Genomic DNA, 16,336 nt, shown 5'->3' with positions numbered 1-16,336 from the left:
ACGTGAGGCACGTCCAAACTAGGCTTCCTGCCCCGCCATGCGTTAGTTCATTGCTGGCGAAAACTTGCCCGATCCTGCAATTCGGACCGAACGGCCGTGCAAATCGCGCCGCTGTGCCGATAATCGGAAAACCCCAGCCCCCACGCTGAAAGCCATGAGCCATGTGATTTCTTCCGAGCTGATCGCCCAGCACTCGCTGAATGCGCAGCAGAACGAGTTGGCCGACCGGATTGCCCGATTGGCGACCGAGGACGGCCTTCACGACACCGCGCTGGCGCCTTTGAAGCTGGCGCGGCGCAGTGCGCCCACGCCCTGCGCGCCCAATCTGTACGAGCCATGCCTGTGCATCGTCGTGCAGGGCAGCAAGATCGCCATCCTGGGCAAGCAGATCTATCAGTACGACCCGCTGAATTACCTGGTGGTGTCGATGACCCTGCCGATGCTGGGCCAGGTGACCGAAGCCACCCCGGAAAAGCCCTACCTGAGCCTGCGCCTGAACATCGACCTGGAGCAGATCGCCGCATTGATCCTTGATGTCGACGCGCAGGCCGAAGCCGAACGCTCCGCGCCGACCAGCGCCGCCTATGCGGCCCGGGTCAGTCCCTCGCTGCTGGAAGCGGTGCTGCGGCTGATGCGGCTGCTGGACACGCCGGAAGACCTGCGCGTGCTGGCGCCGGCGGCGATACGCGAAGTCCTCTACCGGGCGCTGTTGGGCGACCTGGGCCACCGTCTGCGCGATCTGGTCGTCAGCGACAGCCGTTCGCACCGCATCGCCCATGCGGTGGAGCTGTTGCGCCAGAACTATCTGGAACCCCTGCGCATCGACGCGCTGGCCCAGGCCGTGCACATGAGCGCCTCGTCCCTGCACCACCATTTCAAGTCGGCCACCGCCATGTCGCCGCTGCAGTTCCAGAAGCAGCTGCGCCTGCACGAAGCGCGCCGGCTGATGCTGGTGGACGGCCTGGAGGCCAGCACGGCCGCGCACCGCGTGGGCTACGAAAGCCCTTCGCAATTCAGCCGCGAATACAAGCGCCTGTTCGGCGCGCCGCCGCGTTCGGAAATCGTGCAGGTGCGCAGCAGCGCCGCTTCTTCGGCCTAGAGGATTTTCCGGCTCGAAGCCCGCTCGCCGGCAGCTCGCCGAAGGATGAATTCGTCGTCCATGGTGTTGCCCACCGGAAATTTGTACTCGCCCGCCCGCTCGAAGCCGTAACGCCCGTAAAACCGCTGCGCGCCCAGGTTCTCCGACCACACGCCGATCCACAGCGTGCGCGGACCGTCCTTCTCCAGCCACGCCAGCGCGGTTTCGAACAGCTTCGATCCCCAGCCGCCGTTGTGCGCTTCGCGCAGCACGTAGAGCCGCTTGAGTTCACCGTCTTCGGGCTTGGCATCGGGATGCGGCAGCCCGCAGCCGCCCGCACAGGCGTGCCCGACGGGCACGCCGTCGCGTTCCAGGAACCACATCGCCACCGACTCCTTCTCCAGCATCTCCCGTTGCGCCGCCGGCGAGTAGGAGTTCTGCAGGAAATACGCCAGGTCTTCGGGCGGATACAGCGCGCCGAAGGTTTCGACGAAGGTATCGGTGGCGATGCGCGACATCGCCTCGGCGTCGTCCGGCGTGGCCCGGCGTATGAGCAACCCGTCGCTCATGGCTGCTTCGGGCGCACGGAAATGTGCACTTCGGCCAGCTGGGCGTCCGGGATCGGCGACGGTGCGCCGGTCATCAGGCATTGCGCGGTGGTGGTCTTGGGGAAGGCGATGACGTCGCGGATCGATTCGGTGCCCGCCATCAGCGCGGCGATGCGGTCGATGCCGAAGGCGATGCCGCCATGCGGCGGCGCGCCGTATTTCAGCGCGTCCAGCAGGAAGCCGAACTTGGCTTCGGCCTCTTCCGCGCCGATGCCCAGCAGTTCGAACACCGCACTCTGCATGTCCGGGCGATGGATGCGGATCGAACCGCCGCCGATCTCGTTGCCGTTGAGCACCATGTCGTAGCCGCGCGACACGGCAGTCTTGGCATTGGCGCGCAAGTCGGCGATGTCGTCCACGGCCGGCGCAGTGAAAGGATGGTGCAAGGCCACGTAGCGCTGCGCTTCCTCGTCCCACTCGAACATCGGGAAGTCGGTGACCCACAGCGGCGCCCAGCGGTCTTCCACCAGGTTCATGTCTTTGCCGACCTTCAGGCGCAGCGCGCCCATGAAGTCGCTGACCGTGTTGTATTTGCCCGCGCCGAAGAACACCAGGTCGCCGTTCTGCAAACCGGTGGCCTTGATCAGTTCGGCGAAGGCGGCTTCGGCGAAGAACTTGGCGATGGGCGAAGTCGCTTCGCCGTTTTCGCCCAGCTTGATGTAGGCCAGGCCCTTGGCGCCGTACTTGGCCGCGTGCGCGCCCAGGTCGTCGATCTGCTTGCGCGACAGCACCGCGCCGCCGGGAATGCGCAGCGCGGCGATACGGCCTTCGGGGTTCGACGCCCAATCGGTGAACACCTTGAACTCGCTGTCTTTCACCAGGGCCGCGACGTCCACCAGTTCCAGCGGATTGCGCAGGTCGGGCTTGTCCGAACCGTAGCGGCGCATCGCCTCGGCGTAGGTCATGCGCGGGAATTGCGCGGCCAGTTCGACCTGCATGACTTCGCGGAACACCGTGCGGATCATCTCCTCGGTGGTGTCCTGCACGTCGCGTTCCTTGACGAAGGCGAACTCCATGTCCAGCTGGGTGAACTCCAACTGGCGGTCCGCGCGCAGCGCTTCGTCGCGAAAGCAGCGCGCGATCTGGTAGTAGCGGTCGAAGCCGGCCACCATCAGGATCTGCTTGAACAGCTGCGGCGACTGCGGCAGCGCGTAGAACTCGCCCGGATGCATGCGCGCGGGCACCAGGAAGTCGCGCGCGCCCTCGGGCGTGGCCTTGGTCAGGATGGGGGTTTCGATGTCCTGGAAGTCGCGCGCGTCCAGCCACTGGCGCAATGCGGCCACCAGCTTGGTGCGGGTGCGCATCATCCGCTGCATCTCGGGACGGCGCAGGTCCAGGTAGCGGTACTTCAGGCGGGTTTCCTCGCCGGCGTTCTCATGCGCGTGGAACGGCAGCGGCTGCGCCTTGTTGAGAACGGTGATCCGGGTAGCCACCACTTCCACCTTGCCGCTCTTGAGCTTGTCGTTGACGCTCTGGCGCGCACGCACCACCCCTTCGACCTGCAGCACGTCTTCGTAGCCCAGGCTGGCGGCGACCTTGAAAACATCGACCTGCTCTGGTTCCACCAGCACCTGCACGATGCCGTGGTGGTCGCGCAGGTCGATGAAGCAGACCCCGCCGAGGTTGCGGGCGACGTCGGTCCAGCCGCACAGGGTGACGGACTGGCCGGTCAGGGCCTCGTCGATGAGGCCGCAGAAATGGGTACGCATGGGGGCTCCGGAAGACGGTTCCGGCAATCAGGGCCGGAAAGCCCGCTATTTTGAGGCCGTGGCCCTGCCCGGGCAAATCCGCGCCATCATCGGGCCTGAATAAGCCGGGTGTATATTCCCGCGCACCATCCTTGGCCCCTCTGGAGACTGCCATGTTGCGCACGCTGTCAGCCATGCTCGTAGTGCTCGCTCTATTCATCGCAGTCCCCTCCCCGGCCCAGGCGCAGATCCAGACCAAGGCCTACGCACCGGAGAACCTGCGCACCCTGTCGCGCCAGGATCAGGAAAGGGTCATCAGCCTGGAGTACTCGGAACAGTCCCGCGGCCGCCGCATTCCCGACGACCAGCTGCGTTTCTATCTGGACCAGGTCAACCGTTCCAACTGGACCTTCAGCCGGATCAAGCAGGACATCGCCACTTCGCTGGGCGGTGGCGGCGGTTGGAACCCCGGACCCTCGCCCGGCGGCTCGGTCCTGTGCGAAAGCAGGGACAACCGCCGCAGCATCTGCAATACCGGCTTCCGCGGCCGCGCCGCGCTCAGCCAGAACCTGTCCAGCACCCGCTGCGTCGAAGGCCAGAACTGGGGCAGCGGCAATGGCGTGGTCTGGGTCGACCGCGGCTGCCGCGGCCGCTTCGTGCAGGGCTCTTTGGGCGGCGGCGGCGGGACCATCCGTTGCGAAAGCGTCGATGGCCGCTACCGCGAATGCCCCACCGGTTTCCGCGGCAATGCGGTGCTGACCCGCAAACTGTCCGACGCGCGCTGCACCGAAGGCGACACCTGGGGCCAACGCAACGGCATGATCTGGGTCAACCGCGGCTGCCGCGCCGAATTCAGCGCCGGCGGCGGCAACTGGAATCCGGGCGGTGGCAGCGGCTACAACGTCACCTGCAGCAGCGAAGACAACCGCCGCCGCACCTGTGCCTGGAACAGCCGCTACGGCCGCCCGGTGCTGATCGAACAGCTGTCCAACAACAGCTGCCGCGAAGGCTCCACCTGGGGCTACATGGGGGATCAGATCTGGGTGGACCGCGGCTGCCGCGGACGCTTCGGCGCTCGCTGATCGCACCCGCTGGAAGCTGTGAAGAAACGCCGCCTTCGAGGCGGCGTTTTCTTGTCAGGGCGACGCGCCCCAAGGCGCCGGTGGGTTCGGCACCGTTTGGGTCAGGTCGAAACTCACCCGGAACAAACGGCCGCCGGGACGGCTGAGTTCGTAGACGAATTCTGAGACACCCGCCTGTTCCGGCTGGATTTCCATCGCCCAGGTATTGGTCAGCGACGCCTGCATGCCCTGCGCCCGGAACATGGCGACCGACTCTGCATCCACCGGAAACTCCTGGCGCCGTCCGCTGCCGGCAGTGCGCGTGTCGCCGCCGTACATCGTGGTCGCATCGGGGCTGCCGTCGGCATGGCGATGGTCGTGCTTCAGACGCAGGCCATCCGTTCGCCGGGTGATGACCCAAGTGCGGGAATGATCGTCGCCCACGTGGAAGGGAATACGCAGCTCGTTCTCGTTGCAATCGCGCACGTGCATCACTAATGCCTTACCTTCGAAAGGATCGGGCGCGGCCGATGCAGGCGTATTGGCGACTATCTTGCCGGCGAACGAGCGGCCACAGAGCGCGGCGATGCTTTGGTAGAACTTGTCCGCCGAAGTCACCGCCTTGTCGGACGCAGCAGGAGCCGCTGCATCCGGCGTTGCGCAGGCAGTGAACAGCAGGGTCGTCGCGAGTAGTAGGGACTTGGTCATGCCTGCACCCTAACGGTTAGGCAAACCTTCCATCAAGCCAAAAAATGAATCGTCATTCCCGCGAAGGCGGGAATCCAGGGACTTTGCTCTGCCGTAGGGACCGGACAACACCACGCTAGAGCAAAGCAGTGTCCTTGGATTCCCGCCTTCGCGGGAATGACGGCTTTCGGGTTATTGCGTGCTCTGAATGACGTGAGCTCTGAATAATGCGAGCTCTGAAAAAGACTGCTTCAGGCCGAAGAAGAAGGCGACGACGAAGGCGCAGCAGCAGGCGCCGCCGGCTTGGCTTCGGTCTTGCTCTCGCTCTTCGGCGCGGCGGCGGTTTCGGTAGCGGCCGGCTTGGCATCGCCCGAAGGCTTGCTCTCCGACTTGCCGATGCCTTCGCTGCCTTCGGTGAGGTTGCGCTTCTTGTCGCCGTCCTTCTTGAAGTCGGTCTCGTACCAGCCGCTGCCGGACAAACGGAACGCGGGCGCGGTCAGCTGGCGCTTGACCTGGTGCGCGCCGCAGGACGGGCAGGTTTCCGGGTCCGGATCGGACATCTTCTGCAGGCGGTCGAAACTGTGGCCGCATTCGGCGCACTGGAAAGCATAGATAGGCATGGATGACGTCGGTTGAGTGCGGTGGCTTGTTTCTGGGGGCAGGCGGCCGGCGAAGCAAGGGGGTGAGTCTAGTCGTAAAGCGCCGACCACTCGGCCTCGGCGGTGGCCAGCGCGTCGCGCAGCTGGGTTTGCTGACGGCCGATCTCGGCGACCCGGGCGCCACCCTGCGCATAAACCGCAGGATCGGCCAGCTCGGTTTCCAGCGCGGCCAGCTTGCCTTCCAGTTCGGCCACCCGCGCCTCGGCCTGGGCCAGTTTGTGCGGATTGACCTTTTTCGCCGGGGCCGCCGGCTTGGCCGCAGGCACTGACGGCAGCGGTGTTTCGGGAATCTTGGGCGGCTTGTTGCCCTGGGCGGTGGCGCGGCTGCGCAGCCAGGCGGCGTATTCGTCCAGATCGCCGGCGAACGGCTCGACCACGCCGTCGGCCACGCGCCAGTAGGTTTCGCAGACCAGGCCGATCAGGTGGCGATCGTGCGAGACCATGACGATGGCGCCTTCGAACAGGCTCAGCGCTTCGGCCAGCGCCTCGCGCATCTCCAGGTCCAGGTGGTTGGTGGGTTCGTCCAGCAGCAACACGTTGGGCTGGCGCCAGGCGATCAGCGCCAGGGCCAGGCGCGCGCGTTCGCCGCCGGAGAAACCATCGACGCTTTCGAAGGCGCGGTCGCCGGGGAAATTCCATTTGCCCAGGAAGTCGCGGAACGACTGCGTCGGCGCATCCGGCGACAGGTCGCGCAAATGGTCGATGGGCGATTGCGCGGGCTTCAGCGATTCCACCGTGTGCTGGGCGAAGTAGCCGATGCGCACGTCGGGGTGGCAGCTGCGGTCGCCATGGATCGGTTCCAGGTCGCCGACCAGCGTCTTCACCAGGGTCGACTTGCCCGCGCCGTTGACGCCGAGCAGGCCGATGCGGTCGCCGGCTTCCAGGCCGAAGGCGACATCTTTGAGGATGACCGTGTCGCCGTAACCGGCATCGACGTGGTTGAGCCGGATCAGCGAGAACGGCAGGCGCTGCGGCTGGGCGAATTCGATCACCAGCTCGCGCTCGGCGCGCACCGCCTCGGTGCCGGCCATCTTGGCCAGGCGTTTGACCCGCGATTGCGCCTGCTTGGCCTTGGCCGCGCTGGCGCTGAAACGGTCGATGAAACTCTGCAGGTGCGCGCGCTCGGCCTGCGCCTTCTCGTGGGTGATCTGCTGCAGGCGCAACTGCTCCGAACGCTGGCGTTCGAAGGCGGTGTAATCGCCGGTGTACAGCTTGGCCTTGCCGCCATGCAGATGCAGGGTATGGGTGGTGACGTTGTCCAGGAACTCGCGGTCGTGCGAGATCAACAGCAGCGTGCCGGGATATTTCAGCAGCCATTGCTCCAGCCACAGCACCGCGTCCAGGTCCAGGTGGTTGGTCGGTTCGTCCAGCAACAGCAAGTCGCTTGGCGTCATCAGCGCGCGCGCCAGATTCAAGCGCACACGCCAGCCGCCGGAGAAGGAAGACACCGCGCGCTGGTGGGTATCGCCCGGGAAGCCCAGACCGTGCAGCAACTTGCCGGCGCGCGCGGAAGCATCGTAACCATTGACCTCTTCCAGCCGGTGGTGGGCCATGGCCACCGCTTCCCAGTCCTCGGCAGCCAGCGCGGCGGCTTCGGCGCGCAAAGCGGCGGCGACATCGACATCGCCGGACAGCACGAACTCGATGGCCGGATCCGGCAGCGACGGGGTTTCCTGGGCCACGCTGGCGATGCGCACCTTGCCCGGCAGGTCGATATCGCCCTTGTCGGCCTCGATCTCGTTGCGGATGGCGGCGAACAGGCTGGACTTGCCGGTGCCGTTGCGGCCGACCACGCCCACCCGGTAGCCGGCGTGCATGGTCAGGTCGACGTCGGACAGGAGCAGGCGTTCGCCCCTGCGCAGGGCGAAATTACGTAAGGAAATCACGGGATGAGCCAGGGTTATTAACGGAATTGCGCCGCATAGTTTAACTATTACAGCCCGTCACACGTTTGTTAATAAATCATTGACATGGATGTCATATGCCTGTAATCCAGACTTTGATGCGCCGCAACAGCTCCTGCACGGCGGGTCCAGCGACAAGAACCGAATCCACCCTGAAGTCTCTTGAACCCTGAAAATCTTTTTGGAGTAGCCATGAACCGCAAGCCCGCCCCGCTCGCCGCCGCGATCTTCCTCGCGCTGCTCACCTCTCCCGCCCTGGCCCAGGAAACTCCCGAAGAGGCCAAGACCCTGGACACCCTGATCGTCACGGGTACCCGCGTCTCCGACCGCACCGTGGCCGAATCGACCGCACCGATCGACATCATTACCCCCGAAGTACTGCAGTCCACTGGCACCGTGGAGCTGGCAACCGCGCTTTCCCGCGCGATCCCGTCGCTCAACTTCCCACGCCCTGCCATCAACGACGGCACCGACGCGATGCGCCCGGCGCAGCTGCGCGGCCTGTCACCCGACCACACCCTGGTCCTGGTCAACGGCAAGCGCTACCACCCCGGCTCGCTGGTCAACGTCAACGGCAGCCAAGGCCGCAGCTCCTCGCCGGTCGACCTCAACACCATTCCGATCTCCGCGATCGAACGGGTGGAAGTGCTGCGCGACGGCGCTTCGGCGCAGTACGGTTCCGACGCCATCGCCGGCGTCATCAACATCGTGCTGAAGGGTTCGGACAGCGGCGGCAGCGCCAGCGCGACCTACGGCCTCTACAGCGCCGGTGACGGCGAGCAGTACCAGGTGCAGGGCGACGCCGGTTTCAAGCTGGGCGAAGCGGGCAAGGTGCACTTCGCCGTCCAGGGCGGCCACCAGGACCAGACCGACCGCGCCGCGCCGTACCTGGGCGTGGTCACCCCCACCAGCGCGCCGGCCGGCAAGGTCGTGCAGCGTCTGGGCGATCCGGAAGTGGACAACGGCTCCTTCCTCTACAACGGTGAAATCGCCGTCGCCGACTACCTCACCTTCTATTCGTACGGCCTGTACACCAAGCGCGAATCGCTTTCCAACGGCTTCTTCCGGCCGGCCGGCGATTCGCGCAACATCCCGTCGATCTATCCCGATGGCTTCTTGCCGCAGATCTTCAATACCTCCACCGATGTCAGCTTCTCTGGCGGCCTGAAGACCTACACCGCCGGCGGCACCAACATCGACATCAGCTACACCTACGGCTCCAACAAGCTCGAATTCGACATCCAGAACACGCTCAACCGCAGCATCGGCCCGACCTCGCCGACCGAGTTCTACGCCGGCTCGCTGGAATTCAAGCAGCACGTATTGAACTTCGACTTCAACAAGCAGCTGGACTGGGGACTGGCCTATCCGCTCACACTGTCCTACGGCGCCGAGTGGCGCGGCGAGGAATACACCATAGGACCGGGCGAGCCTGGCTCATACATCAACGGCGGCGAATTGATCGCCGGTGCGCCGGCGCCTTCCGGCTCGCAGGTGTTCCCGGGCTTCCGTCCCAGCGACAGCGGCACCTTCGACCGCAACAACCTTTCGTACTACGTCGGCCTGGAAGGCGATCTCACCGAGAAGCTGTCGGCCGGCATCGCGGTACGCTACGAGGATTACAGCGACTTCGGCGACACTGCCACCGGCAAACTAACCGGCCGCTACGCGTTCAACGACGCCATCGCCCTGCGCGCCACCGCCTCGACCGGCTTCCACGCGCCATCGCTGCAGCAGCAGTACTACCAGACCACTTCGACCAACTTCATCGGCGGCATTCCTTTCGACCTGGTGACTTTCCGCGTGACCAATCCAGCCGGCATCGCGCTGGGCGCCGAACCGCTGAAGGCCGAGGAATCGGACAACTTCAGCCTGGGCCTGGTGCTGACGCCGGTCGAAGGCCTGTACGTGACCATCGACGCCTACCAGATCAAGGTCAAGGACCGCATCACGCTGTCGGAAAACCTCACCAGCACGGCGGTGCGCACCTACCTCAACACGCACGGCTTCCCCGACGTGGCGGGAGGCCGCTACTTCACCAACGCGCTGGATACCACCACCACCGGCATCGACATCGTCGGCACGTACACGTGGAACTTGGCGTCAAGCAAGCTCGACTTCACCACCGGCTACAATTACAACAAGACCGAGATCGACCGCGTAGCCCCCAACCCGGCGGCGCTGGAATTGATCGATCCGGCAGCGGTACGCTTCGGCCGGGTAGAGCTGGGACGCTTCGAAGTGGGCGCGCCGCGCGACAAGTTCTTCCTCAACAGCGTCTGGACCAAGGGCGGCTTCAGCATCGGCGCCACTGCGACGCGGTACGGCGAGTTCACCATCCGCAACGCCAATCCCACACTTGACCAGACCTTTGGCGCGAAATGGCTGCTCGACCTGTCGCTCGCCTACAAGCTGGACAAATGGGAGTTCACTGTCGGCGGCGACAACGTGTTGAACGAGTATCCGGACGAGGTGATCTTCGCCAATTCCACCTCCGGGCAGCTGCCGTGGCCCACGCAGAGTCCGTTCGGCTTCAACGGCGGCTACATCTACGCGCGCGTCGGCTACAAGTGGTGACGGTGAAGCGTTGAGTCAAGCAAGAAAAGCCCCGGCATGCCGGGGCTTTTCATTTGACGGCGACTGCGTCCGAATGAACGTACCGGTCAGTTCCGGTTTGCCCCGGATCCAGGCATCGGCGACACTTGTTTCCACTCGGACGATGCTGGATAGCGAATGCCCCATGACACCGACCTGATCGACCTCATTGCGGTCGGCCTGGCGGTCGCGTTCGTACTGGGCGCACTGGCCAACCGCTTCAAGCTGTCGCCGCTGGTCGGTTACCTGCTGGCGGGGATGGTGGTGGGGCCGTTCACGCCCGGATTCATCGCCGACCAGGGGCTGGCCACGCAATTGTCGGAACTCGGCGTGATGCTGCTGATGTTCGGCGTAGGTCTGCACTTTTCGCTGGCCGACCTGATGCGGGTCAAGTCCATCGCCATTCCCGGCGCCATCGTGCAGATCGCGGCGGCGACGCTGCTGGGCTGGGCGCTGGCCTGGTACATGGGGTGGCCGCATCTGCAGGGCTTCGTGTTCGGCCTGGCGCTTTCGGTGGCCAGTACCGTGGTGCTGCTGCGCGCGATGGAAGACCGCCGGCTGCTGGATACCGGCCGTGGCAAGATCGCCGTCGGCTGGCTGATCGTGGAAGACCTGGTGATGGTGCTTGCGCTGGTGTTGCTGCCCGCGCTGGCCGGTGCGCTGGGCGGCGATGCCGTCGAGGCGGCGCAGGAGCAAAGCGGCCCCGTGTGGGCCATCGCCAAGGCGCTGGGCATCACCCTGCTGCAGGTCACCGCATTCGTGGCGGTGATGCTGGTGGTGGGCAAGCGCGTGATCCCGTGGACGCTGGAGAAGATCGCCGCCACCGGTTCGCGCGAATTGTTCACGCTGGCGGTGCTGGCCATCGCGCTGGGCGTGGCGTTCGGTTCGGCGAAATTGTTCGGCGTCTCTTTCGCGCTGGGCGCGTTCTTCGCCGGCATGCTGTTGAACGAATCCGAACTCAGCCACAAGGCCGCCAACGATTCGCTGCCGCTGCGCGACGCCTTCGCGGTGCTGTTCTTCGTTTCGGTCGGCATGCTGTTCGACCCGACCATCGTGGTGAACTATCCGTTGCAGGTGCTGGCCACGTTCCTGATCATCGTGGTCGGCAAGTCGCTGGCCGCGTTCGTGATCGTGCGCGCGTTCGGCCATCCCACCGGCACCGCGTTGACGATTTCCGCCAGCCTGGCGCAGATCGGCGAGTTCTCCTTCATCCTCGCCGGCCTGGGCTTGCAGCTGAAGATCCTGCCGCAGGAAGCGCACGACATGGTGCTGGCCGGGGCGCTGCTGTCCATCGTGGCCAATCCCTTCCTGTTCGTCGCGCTGGACAAGTGGAAGGCGCGCAACGAGAAGGAAGCCCCCGCGCCGGAGGAAGCCGAACCGCCGCCGGGCCCGCCGCTGGTCGCCGAAGACCACGCCATCGTGATCGGCTACGGGCGCGTCGGCAGCATCCTGGCGCAGGTGCTGCGCGAACGCGGCGTGCCGCTGGTGGTGATAGACGACAACGGCCACAACATCGAACGCGCGCACGCCAACGGCATACCGGGCATCCGCGGCAGCGCCGCCTCCGACCGTGTGCTGGCCGAAGCGCAGCCGGAAAAAGCGAAGATCGCCGTGCTGGCCATCCCGCAACCGCTGGAAGCGGGCGAAGCCATCGCCAAGCTGCGCGCGATCAACCCGTCGCTGACGGTGCTGGCGCGCGCGCACAGCGATGCGGAAGTGAAGCATCTGCTGGAACACGGCGCAGACGGGGCGATCATGGCCGAACGCGAACTGGCCTACTCGCTGGCGGAGATGATCATGTCCACTCCGCCATACCGCGCGCTGCGCAAAAGCAGCTGACAAGACGCATCCAACCTTACGTCCTCCGTCCGACAAAAAAAGCCCGGCATCGCCGGGCTTTTCATCGCACGGATCCGTCCTCCCAGTCAGTTGTTGTCGGGATTATCGACCAGGCAGCCTGCGCCATGGCAGCCCTGCCAATTTCCTTTGGTGTCGAAATTCGGATTGCCGTCCCTGTCGAACGACGGCCGCGGGTCGATGTCCTGGCTGGTGTCCCGGTCCGGGTTGTCGACCATGCAGCCGACACCGTGGCAACCGCTGTAGTTGCTGGAGCTGTCGTAGCGAACATTGCTGGTGGTGTGGCGGTGGTCCTTGTGCGAATCGCTGGCCGCCCCGGCCAGGATCGCGCCGAGCACCGCGCCGGCGACCACGGCGCCGCTGTCATGTCCATGTTCGTCGTAGTGGCGCGCGCCCGGGTCGTAGGTGTCGCCGCGTCCGTGGTGATAACCGCCCACATCGGCGAAAACGCCCGCGCAGCCATTGGCTACCCAGATGTATCCGCTGCGGCGGTTATAACCCCAGCTGCGGTTGATGATGCAGGCGCTGTTGGAAATCTGGTGGACGAGCTGCGGCGCGCGCAGAGGTCCTGCCCAGCATTCGTCGTATTGGTAATCGCGCGATTGGCATTCGACCGTGGACTGGGCCTGCGCCGTCGACGCAGGCGCGTAAACAATCAAACCAAGAACCGCTAGTACGGCAAGCTTTGGAATGTGCATGGTGGTTCCCCTCGGGTGGAAAGGTGAAAGTAGCCCTGAGCCGCCGAGGATATCGGTACATTTCTCACAATTCCACCGCACCCGCCCGCCCCGGAGAGGCCGCGCCCATGTCAGTTGCGACAGAGGTGAATACGGGTAGCTCCAATGGGCAGGCGGCAGGCCCCCGGCAGTCGTAATCATCCTGGCACGGACTCACGGTCTTCATATGACAGGCCAAAAAAGGCCCCGCTCATGCGGGGCCTTGAATCCTGCTTGCGTCGCCGTGGCCGGCGACGGGAGGAGCGTCAGCGCGCCTTCAGGGTGAACTTGCTGAAGGCAACGCCCAAGTCCCAGCCTTCGCCCTTGCCGGCCAGCGCCAGCGACACCTTGCCGTTGGTCATGGCTTGCGCGTTGGCCGACCTCACGGTGCCGGCATGGGCTTCGGCCGCCGCGTAGCTGCCCAGCACGTCGCGGATGTTCCTGACCTCGGCGAATTCCCCGAAGCCGTTGGTGATCTTGGACTTGCCCACGGTAAGCCCGCCGCCCTTGGCCGTGATCTTGACCGGCAGGCTCTGGCCGTTGCTGCAGGTCACTACACCGGTGCCGGAAGTGGTCTTGTAGAAGATCGACCAGCTGGAAGAACTGAAGGTCAGCTTGCAGGTCATGTTCTGCGCCGCTGCGGGCAGTGCCGTCAGCGCAAGGCCGAGCGCCAGCGCGCCGCCGAAAAGAGTCTTGTGCATCGTGTTTCTCCATGAGAAAGCATTTGAACGGGGATGGCCGCGAAACCGCGGCCATGTGCCTGTAATGCAACTACAGATCGCGACGCGATGCTAACGCCCGTGGATTAACCGCGCGTAAAAACCAGGCCACCGCCGCTGGCCCCTACCCGGATGGTGTCGCCGCCGGCGAACTCGCCCGCCAGGATCTTCTGCGCCAGCGGATTCTCCAGCTGCTGCTGGATGGCGCGCTTGAGCGGACGCGCCCCGTACACCGGGTCGAAGCCCACATTGCCCAGCAACTGCAAGGCGCTGTCTTCCAGTTCGATCCGCAGCCCGCGTTCGCCCAGGCGCTTCTCCAGGCCTTTCAACTGGATTCGGGCGATCTCCCGTATCTGCGCCTTGTCCAGCGGATGGAAAACCACGATGTCGTCCAGCCGGTTGATGAACTCCGGGCGGAAGTGCGCCTGCACCACGCCCATCACCGCGGCCTTCATCTGCGTGTACGCCTCGGCGGAGTCGTCGCCGGACATCTCCTGGATCATCTGCGAACCGAGGTTGGAGGTCATCACGATGACGGTATTGCGGAAATCCACCGTGCGGCCCTGTCCGTCGGTCAGGCGGCCGTCGTCCAATACCTGCAGCAGGATGTTGAACACATCGCTGTGCGCCTTCTCCACTTCGTCCAGCAGGATCAGCGAATACGGGCGGCGGCGCACGGCTTCGGTCAGATAACCGCCTTCTTCGTAGCCGACATAGCCCGGAGGCGCGCCGATCAAACGTGCGACGCTGTGCTTCTCCATGAACTCGCTCATGTCGATGCGGATCATGGCGTCGCTGCTGTCGAACAGGAATTCGGCCAGCGCCTTGCACAGCTCGGTCTTGCCCACGCCGGTCGGGCCCAGGAACAGGAACGAGCCGGTGGGACGGTTGGGATCGGACAGGCCGGCGCGCGAACGGCGCATCGCATCGGATACGACCTTGATCGCTTCCTCCTGCCCGACCACGCGCGTATGCAGCTGCGACTCCATCTTCAGCAGCTTCTCGCGCTCGCCCTCCAGCATCTTGCTGACCGGAATGCCGGTCCAGCGCGACACCACTTCGGCGATCTCTTCGGCGGTCACCCGGTCCTGCACCAGCTTGAAATCCTTCTGTTCCACTTCCTGCGCTGCCTTGAGCTGTTTCTCCAGCTCCGGCAGCAGTCCGTACTGGATCTCGCTCATGCGCGCGTAGTCCTGGTGGCGCTGCGCGGCTTCCAGGTCCAGCTTGGCCTGTTCGATCTGCTCCTTGACCTTGGTCGCGCCCTGCAGCGCGGCTTTCTCCGATTTCCACACTTCGTTTAGGTCGGAGAATTCGCGTTCCAGCGATTCGATATCGGCTTCCAGGTCGGCCAGGCGCTTCTTCGATTCGTCGTCCTTTTCCTTCTTCAGCATCTCGCGCTGGATCTTCAGCTGGATCAGGCGGCGTTCCTTGCGGTCCAGCTCCTCCGGCTTGGAGTCGATCTCCATGCGGATGCGCGAGGCGGCTTCGTCCATCAGGTCGATGGCCTTGTCGGGCAGCTGTCGGTCGGCGATATAGCGGTGCGAAAGCGTGGCGGCGGCGACGATGGCCGGGTCGGTGATCTCCACGCCGTGATGCACCGCGTAGCGTTCCTTCAGCCCGCGCAGGATGGCGATGGTGTCTTCCACCGTGGGTTCGCCCACGAAGACTTTCTGGAAGCGGCGCTCCAGCGCGGCGTCCTTCTCCACGTATTTGCGGTATTCGTCCAGGGTGGTGGCGCCGATGCAATGCAGCTCGCCACGCGCCAGCGCCGGCTTGAGCATGTTGCCGGCGTCCATGGAGCCTTCGGCCTTGCCCGCGCCGACCATAGTGTGCAGTTCGTCGATGAACAGGATCACCTGCCCCTCGGTCTTGGACAGATCGTTGAGCACCGCTTTGAGTCGCTCTTCGAACTCGCCGCGGAACTTGGCGCCGGCGATCAGCGCGCCCATGTCCAGCGAGAGCACGCGGCGGTTCTTCAAGCCTTCGGGCACTTCGCCGTTGACGATGCGCTGGGCCAGGCCCTCCACGATCGCGGTCTTGCCTACGCCGGGTTCGCCGATCAGCACCGGGTTGTTCTTGGTGCGGCGCTGCAGGACCTGGATGGTGCGGCGGATCTCTTCGTCGCGGCCGATGACCGGGTCGAGCTTGCCGGACTCGGCGCGTGCGGTCAGGTCGATGGTGTATTTCTCCAGCGCCTGGCGCTGTTCCTCGGCGTTTTCGGACTGCACGCTCTCGCCGCCCCGTACTTTTTCTATCGCCGCCTCCAGCTTGGCCTTGTCCGCGCCCGCTGCGCGCAAAGCCATGCCCAGCGTGCCCTTGTCTTCCAGCGCGGCCAGCACGAACCACTCGCTGGCGATGAACTGGTCGCCATGCTGCTGGGCCAGTTTGTCGGTGACGTTGAGCAGGCGGTTGAGATCGTTGCCGATGGACAGGTTGCCGGCCTGGCCGGAGACCTTGGGCAGCTTGTCCAGCGCTTCGGTCAGGCGCTCGCGCAGCACCGGCACGTTGACGCCGGCCTGGGCCAGCAGCGGACGGGTACTGCCGTCGGACTGGTCCAGGAGCGCGGTCAGCACATGCACCGGTTCGATCATGTTGTGGTCGCGGCCAACAGCCAGCGATTGCGCGTCGGCCAGCGCCTGCTGGAAGCGCGAAGTGAGCTTGTCCATGCGCATCGGGATTACCTCTGGAAAGGGTGGCCGGCGTGCCGGCGATGTTATCCAGATGCGGTTGAACGGCCGTGTTTCAAGGCAGGGCGAGACGCCCG

The 16,336-nt window shown here is 65.0% G+C and carries 12 protein-coding genes; 4 read left to right on the top strand and 8 right to left on the bottom strand.

Annotated features, from left to right (window positions below; all coding sequences use genetic code 11):
* The first annotated feature begins 154 nt into the window (after positions 1-154).
* Complete coding sequence (locus CSC73_RS08035; RefSeq protein WP_163839925.1) at positions 155-1,099, top strand: AraC family transcriptional regulator; 945 nt, start codon at positions 155-157, stop codon at positions 1,097-1,099.
* Here CSC73_RS08035 and CSC73_RS08030 read toward each other — a convergent pair.
* Positions 1,096-1,647, bottom strand: a complete 552-nt coding sequence (locus CSC73_RS08030; protein WP_163839924.1) for a GNAT family N-acetyltransferase — start codon at positions 1,645-1,647, stop codon at positions 1,096-1,098. The genes CSC73_RS08035 and CSC73_RS08030 overlap by 4 nt on opposite strands.
* Positions 1,644-3,395 (bottom strand): aspartate--tRNA ligase, encoded by a 1,752-nt coding sequence (gene aspS / locus CSC73_RS08025; protein WP_163839923.1) that lies wholly within the window; start codon positions 3,393-3,395, stop codon positions 1,644-1,646. Before aspS ends, CSC73_RS08030 begins: the two co-directional genes overlap by 4 nt.
* A gap of 152 nt (positions 3,396-3,547) precedes the next feature.
* On the opposite strand from aspS, the gene CSC73_RS08020 reads away from it, so the two are divergent.
* Positions 3,548-4,456: a DUF3011 domain-containing protein gene (locus CSC73_RS08020; RefSeq protein WP_163839922.1), complete on the top strand. Its 909-nt coding sequence runs from the start codon at positions 3,548-3,550 to the stop codon at positions 4,454-4,456.
* Positions 4,457-4,510: 54 nt separating this feature from the next.
* Here the strand turns inward: CSC73_RS08020 and CSC73_RS08015 are convergent, their stop codons facing one another.
* From CSC73_RS08015 to CSC73_RS08005, 3 genes are all read right to left on the bottom strand, one after another.
* The gene (locus tag CSC73_RS08015; RefSeq protein WP_163839921.1) at positions 4,511-5,143 is read right to left on the bottom strand and encodes a hypothetical protein; all 633 of its coding nucleotides are present in this window, start codon (positions 5,141-5,143) and stop codon (positions 4,511-4,513) included.
* A gap of 230 nt (positions 5,144-5,373) precedes the next feature.
* On the bottom strand, positions 5,374-5,742 hold the full coding sequence (locus CSC73_RS08010; RefSeq protein ID WP_163839920.1) for an FmdB family zinc ribbon protein: 369 nt from the start codon (positions 5,740-5,742) through the stop codon (positions 5,374-5,376).
* Positions 5,743-5,810: 68 nt separating this feature from the next.
* Positions 5,811-7,667: an ABC-F family ATP-binding cassette domain-containing protein gene (locus CSC73_RS08005; protein ID WP_163839919.1), complete on the bottom strand. Its 1,857-nt coding sequence runs from the start codon at positions 7,665-7,667 to the stop codon at positions 5,811-5,813.
* 210 nt (positions 7,668-7,877) lie between these two features.
* Here CSC73_RS08005 and CSC73_RS08000 point away from each other — a divergent pair, with 210 nt between their 5' ends.
* Together CSC73_RS08000 and ybaL are read left to right on the top strand one after the other, a co-directional pair.
* On the top strand, positions 7,878-10,262 hold the full coding sequence (locus tag CSC73_RS08000) for a TonB-dependent receptor plug domain-containing protein (RefSeq protein WP_163839918.1): 2,385 nt from the start codon (positions 7,878-7,880) through the stop codon (positions 10,260-10,262).
* Positions 10,263-10,418: 156 nt separating this feature from the next.
* A complete protein-coding gene (gene ybaL / locus CSC73_RS07995; protein WP_163839917.1) occupies positions 10,419-12,119 on the top strand; it encodes a YbaL family putative K(+) efflux transporter in 1,701 nt (566 codons plus the stop codon).
* 86 nt (positions 12,120-12,205) lie between these two features.
* Here the strand turns inward: ybaL and CSC73_RS07990 are convergent, their stop codons facing one another.
* From CSC73_RS07990 to clpB, 3 genes are all read right to left on the bottom strand, one after another.
* The gene (locus CSC73_RS07990; RefSeq protein ID WP_163839916.1) at positions 12,206-12,835 is read right to left on the bottom strand and encodes a DUF3011 domain-containing protein; all 630 of its coding nucleotides are present in this window, start codon (positions 12,833-12,835) and stop codon (positions 12,206-12,208) included.
* A 284-nt stretch (positions 12,836-13,119) separates the two neighbouring features.
* Positions 13,120-13,554, bottom strand: a complete 435-nt coding sequence (locus CSC73_RS07985; RefSeq protein WP_163839915.1) for a hypothetical protein — start codon at positions 13,552-13,554, stop codon at positions 13,120-13,122.
* Positions 13,555-13,658: 104 nt separating this feature from the next.
* Complete coding sequence (gene clpB, locus CSC73_RS07980) at positions 13,659-16,244, bottom strand: ATP-dependent chaperone ClpB (RefSeq protein ID WP_163839914.1); 2,586 nt, start codon at positions 16,242-16,244, stop codon at positions 13,659-13,661.
* Positions 16,245-16,336 lie beyond the last annotated feature (92 nt).

This window comes from Pseudoxanthomonas sacheonensis (genome assembly GCF_010093305.1).
In the GTDB taxonomy this organism is placed as follows: domain Bacteria; phylum Pseudomonadota; class Gammaproteobacteria; order Xanthomonadales; family Xanthomonadaceae; genus Pseudoxanthomonas_A; species Pseudoxanthomonas_A sacheonensis.
Note: the sequence above shows the minus strand (reverse complement) of the source record. Positions and strands in the feature narration are given on the sequence as shown.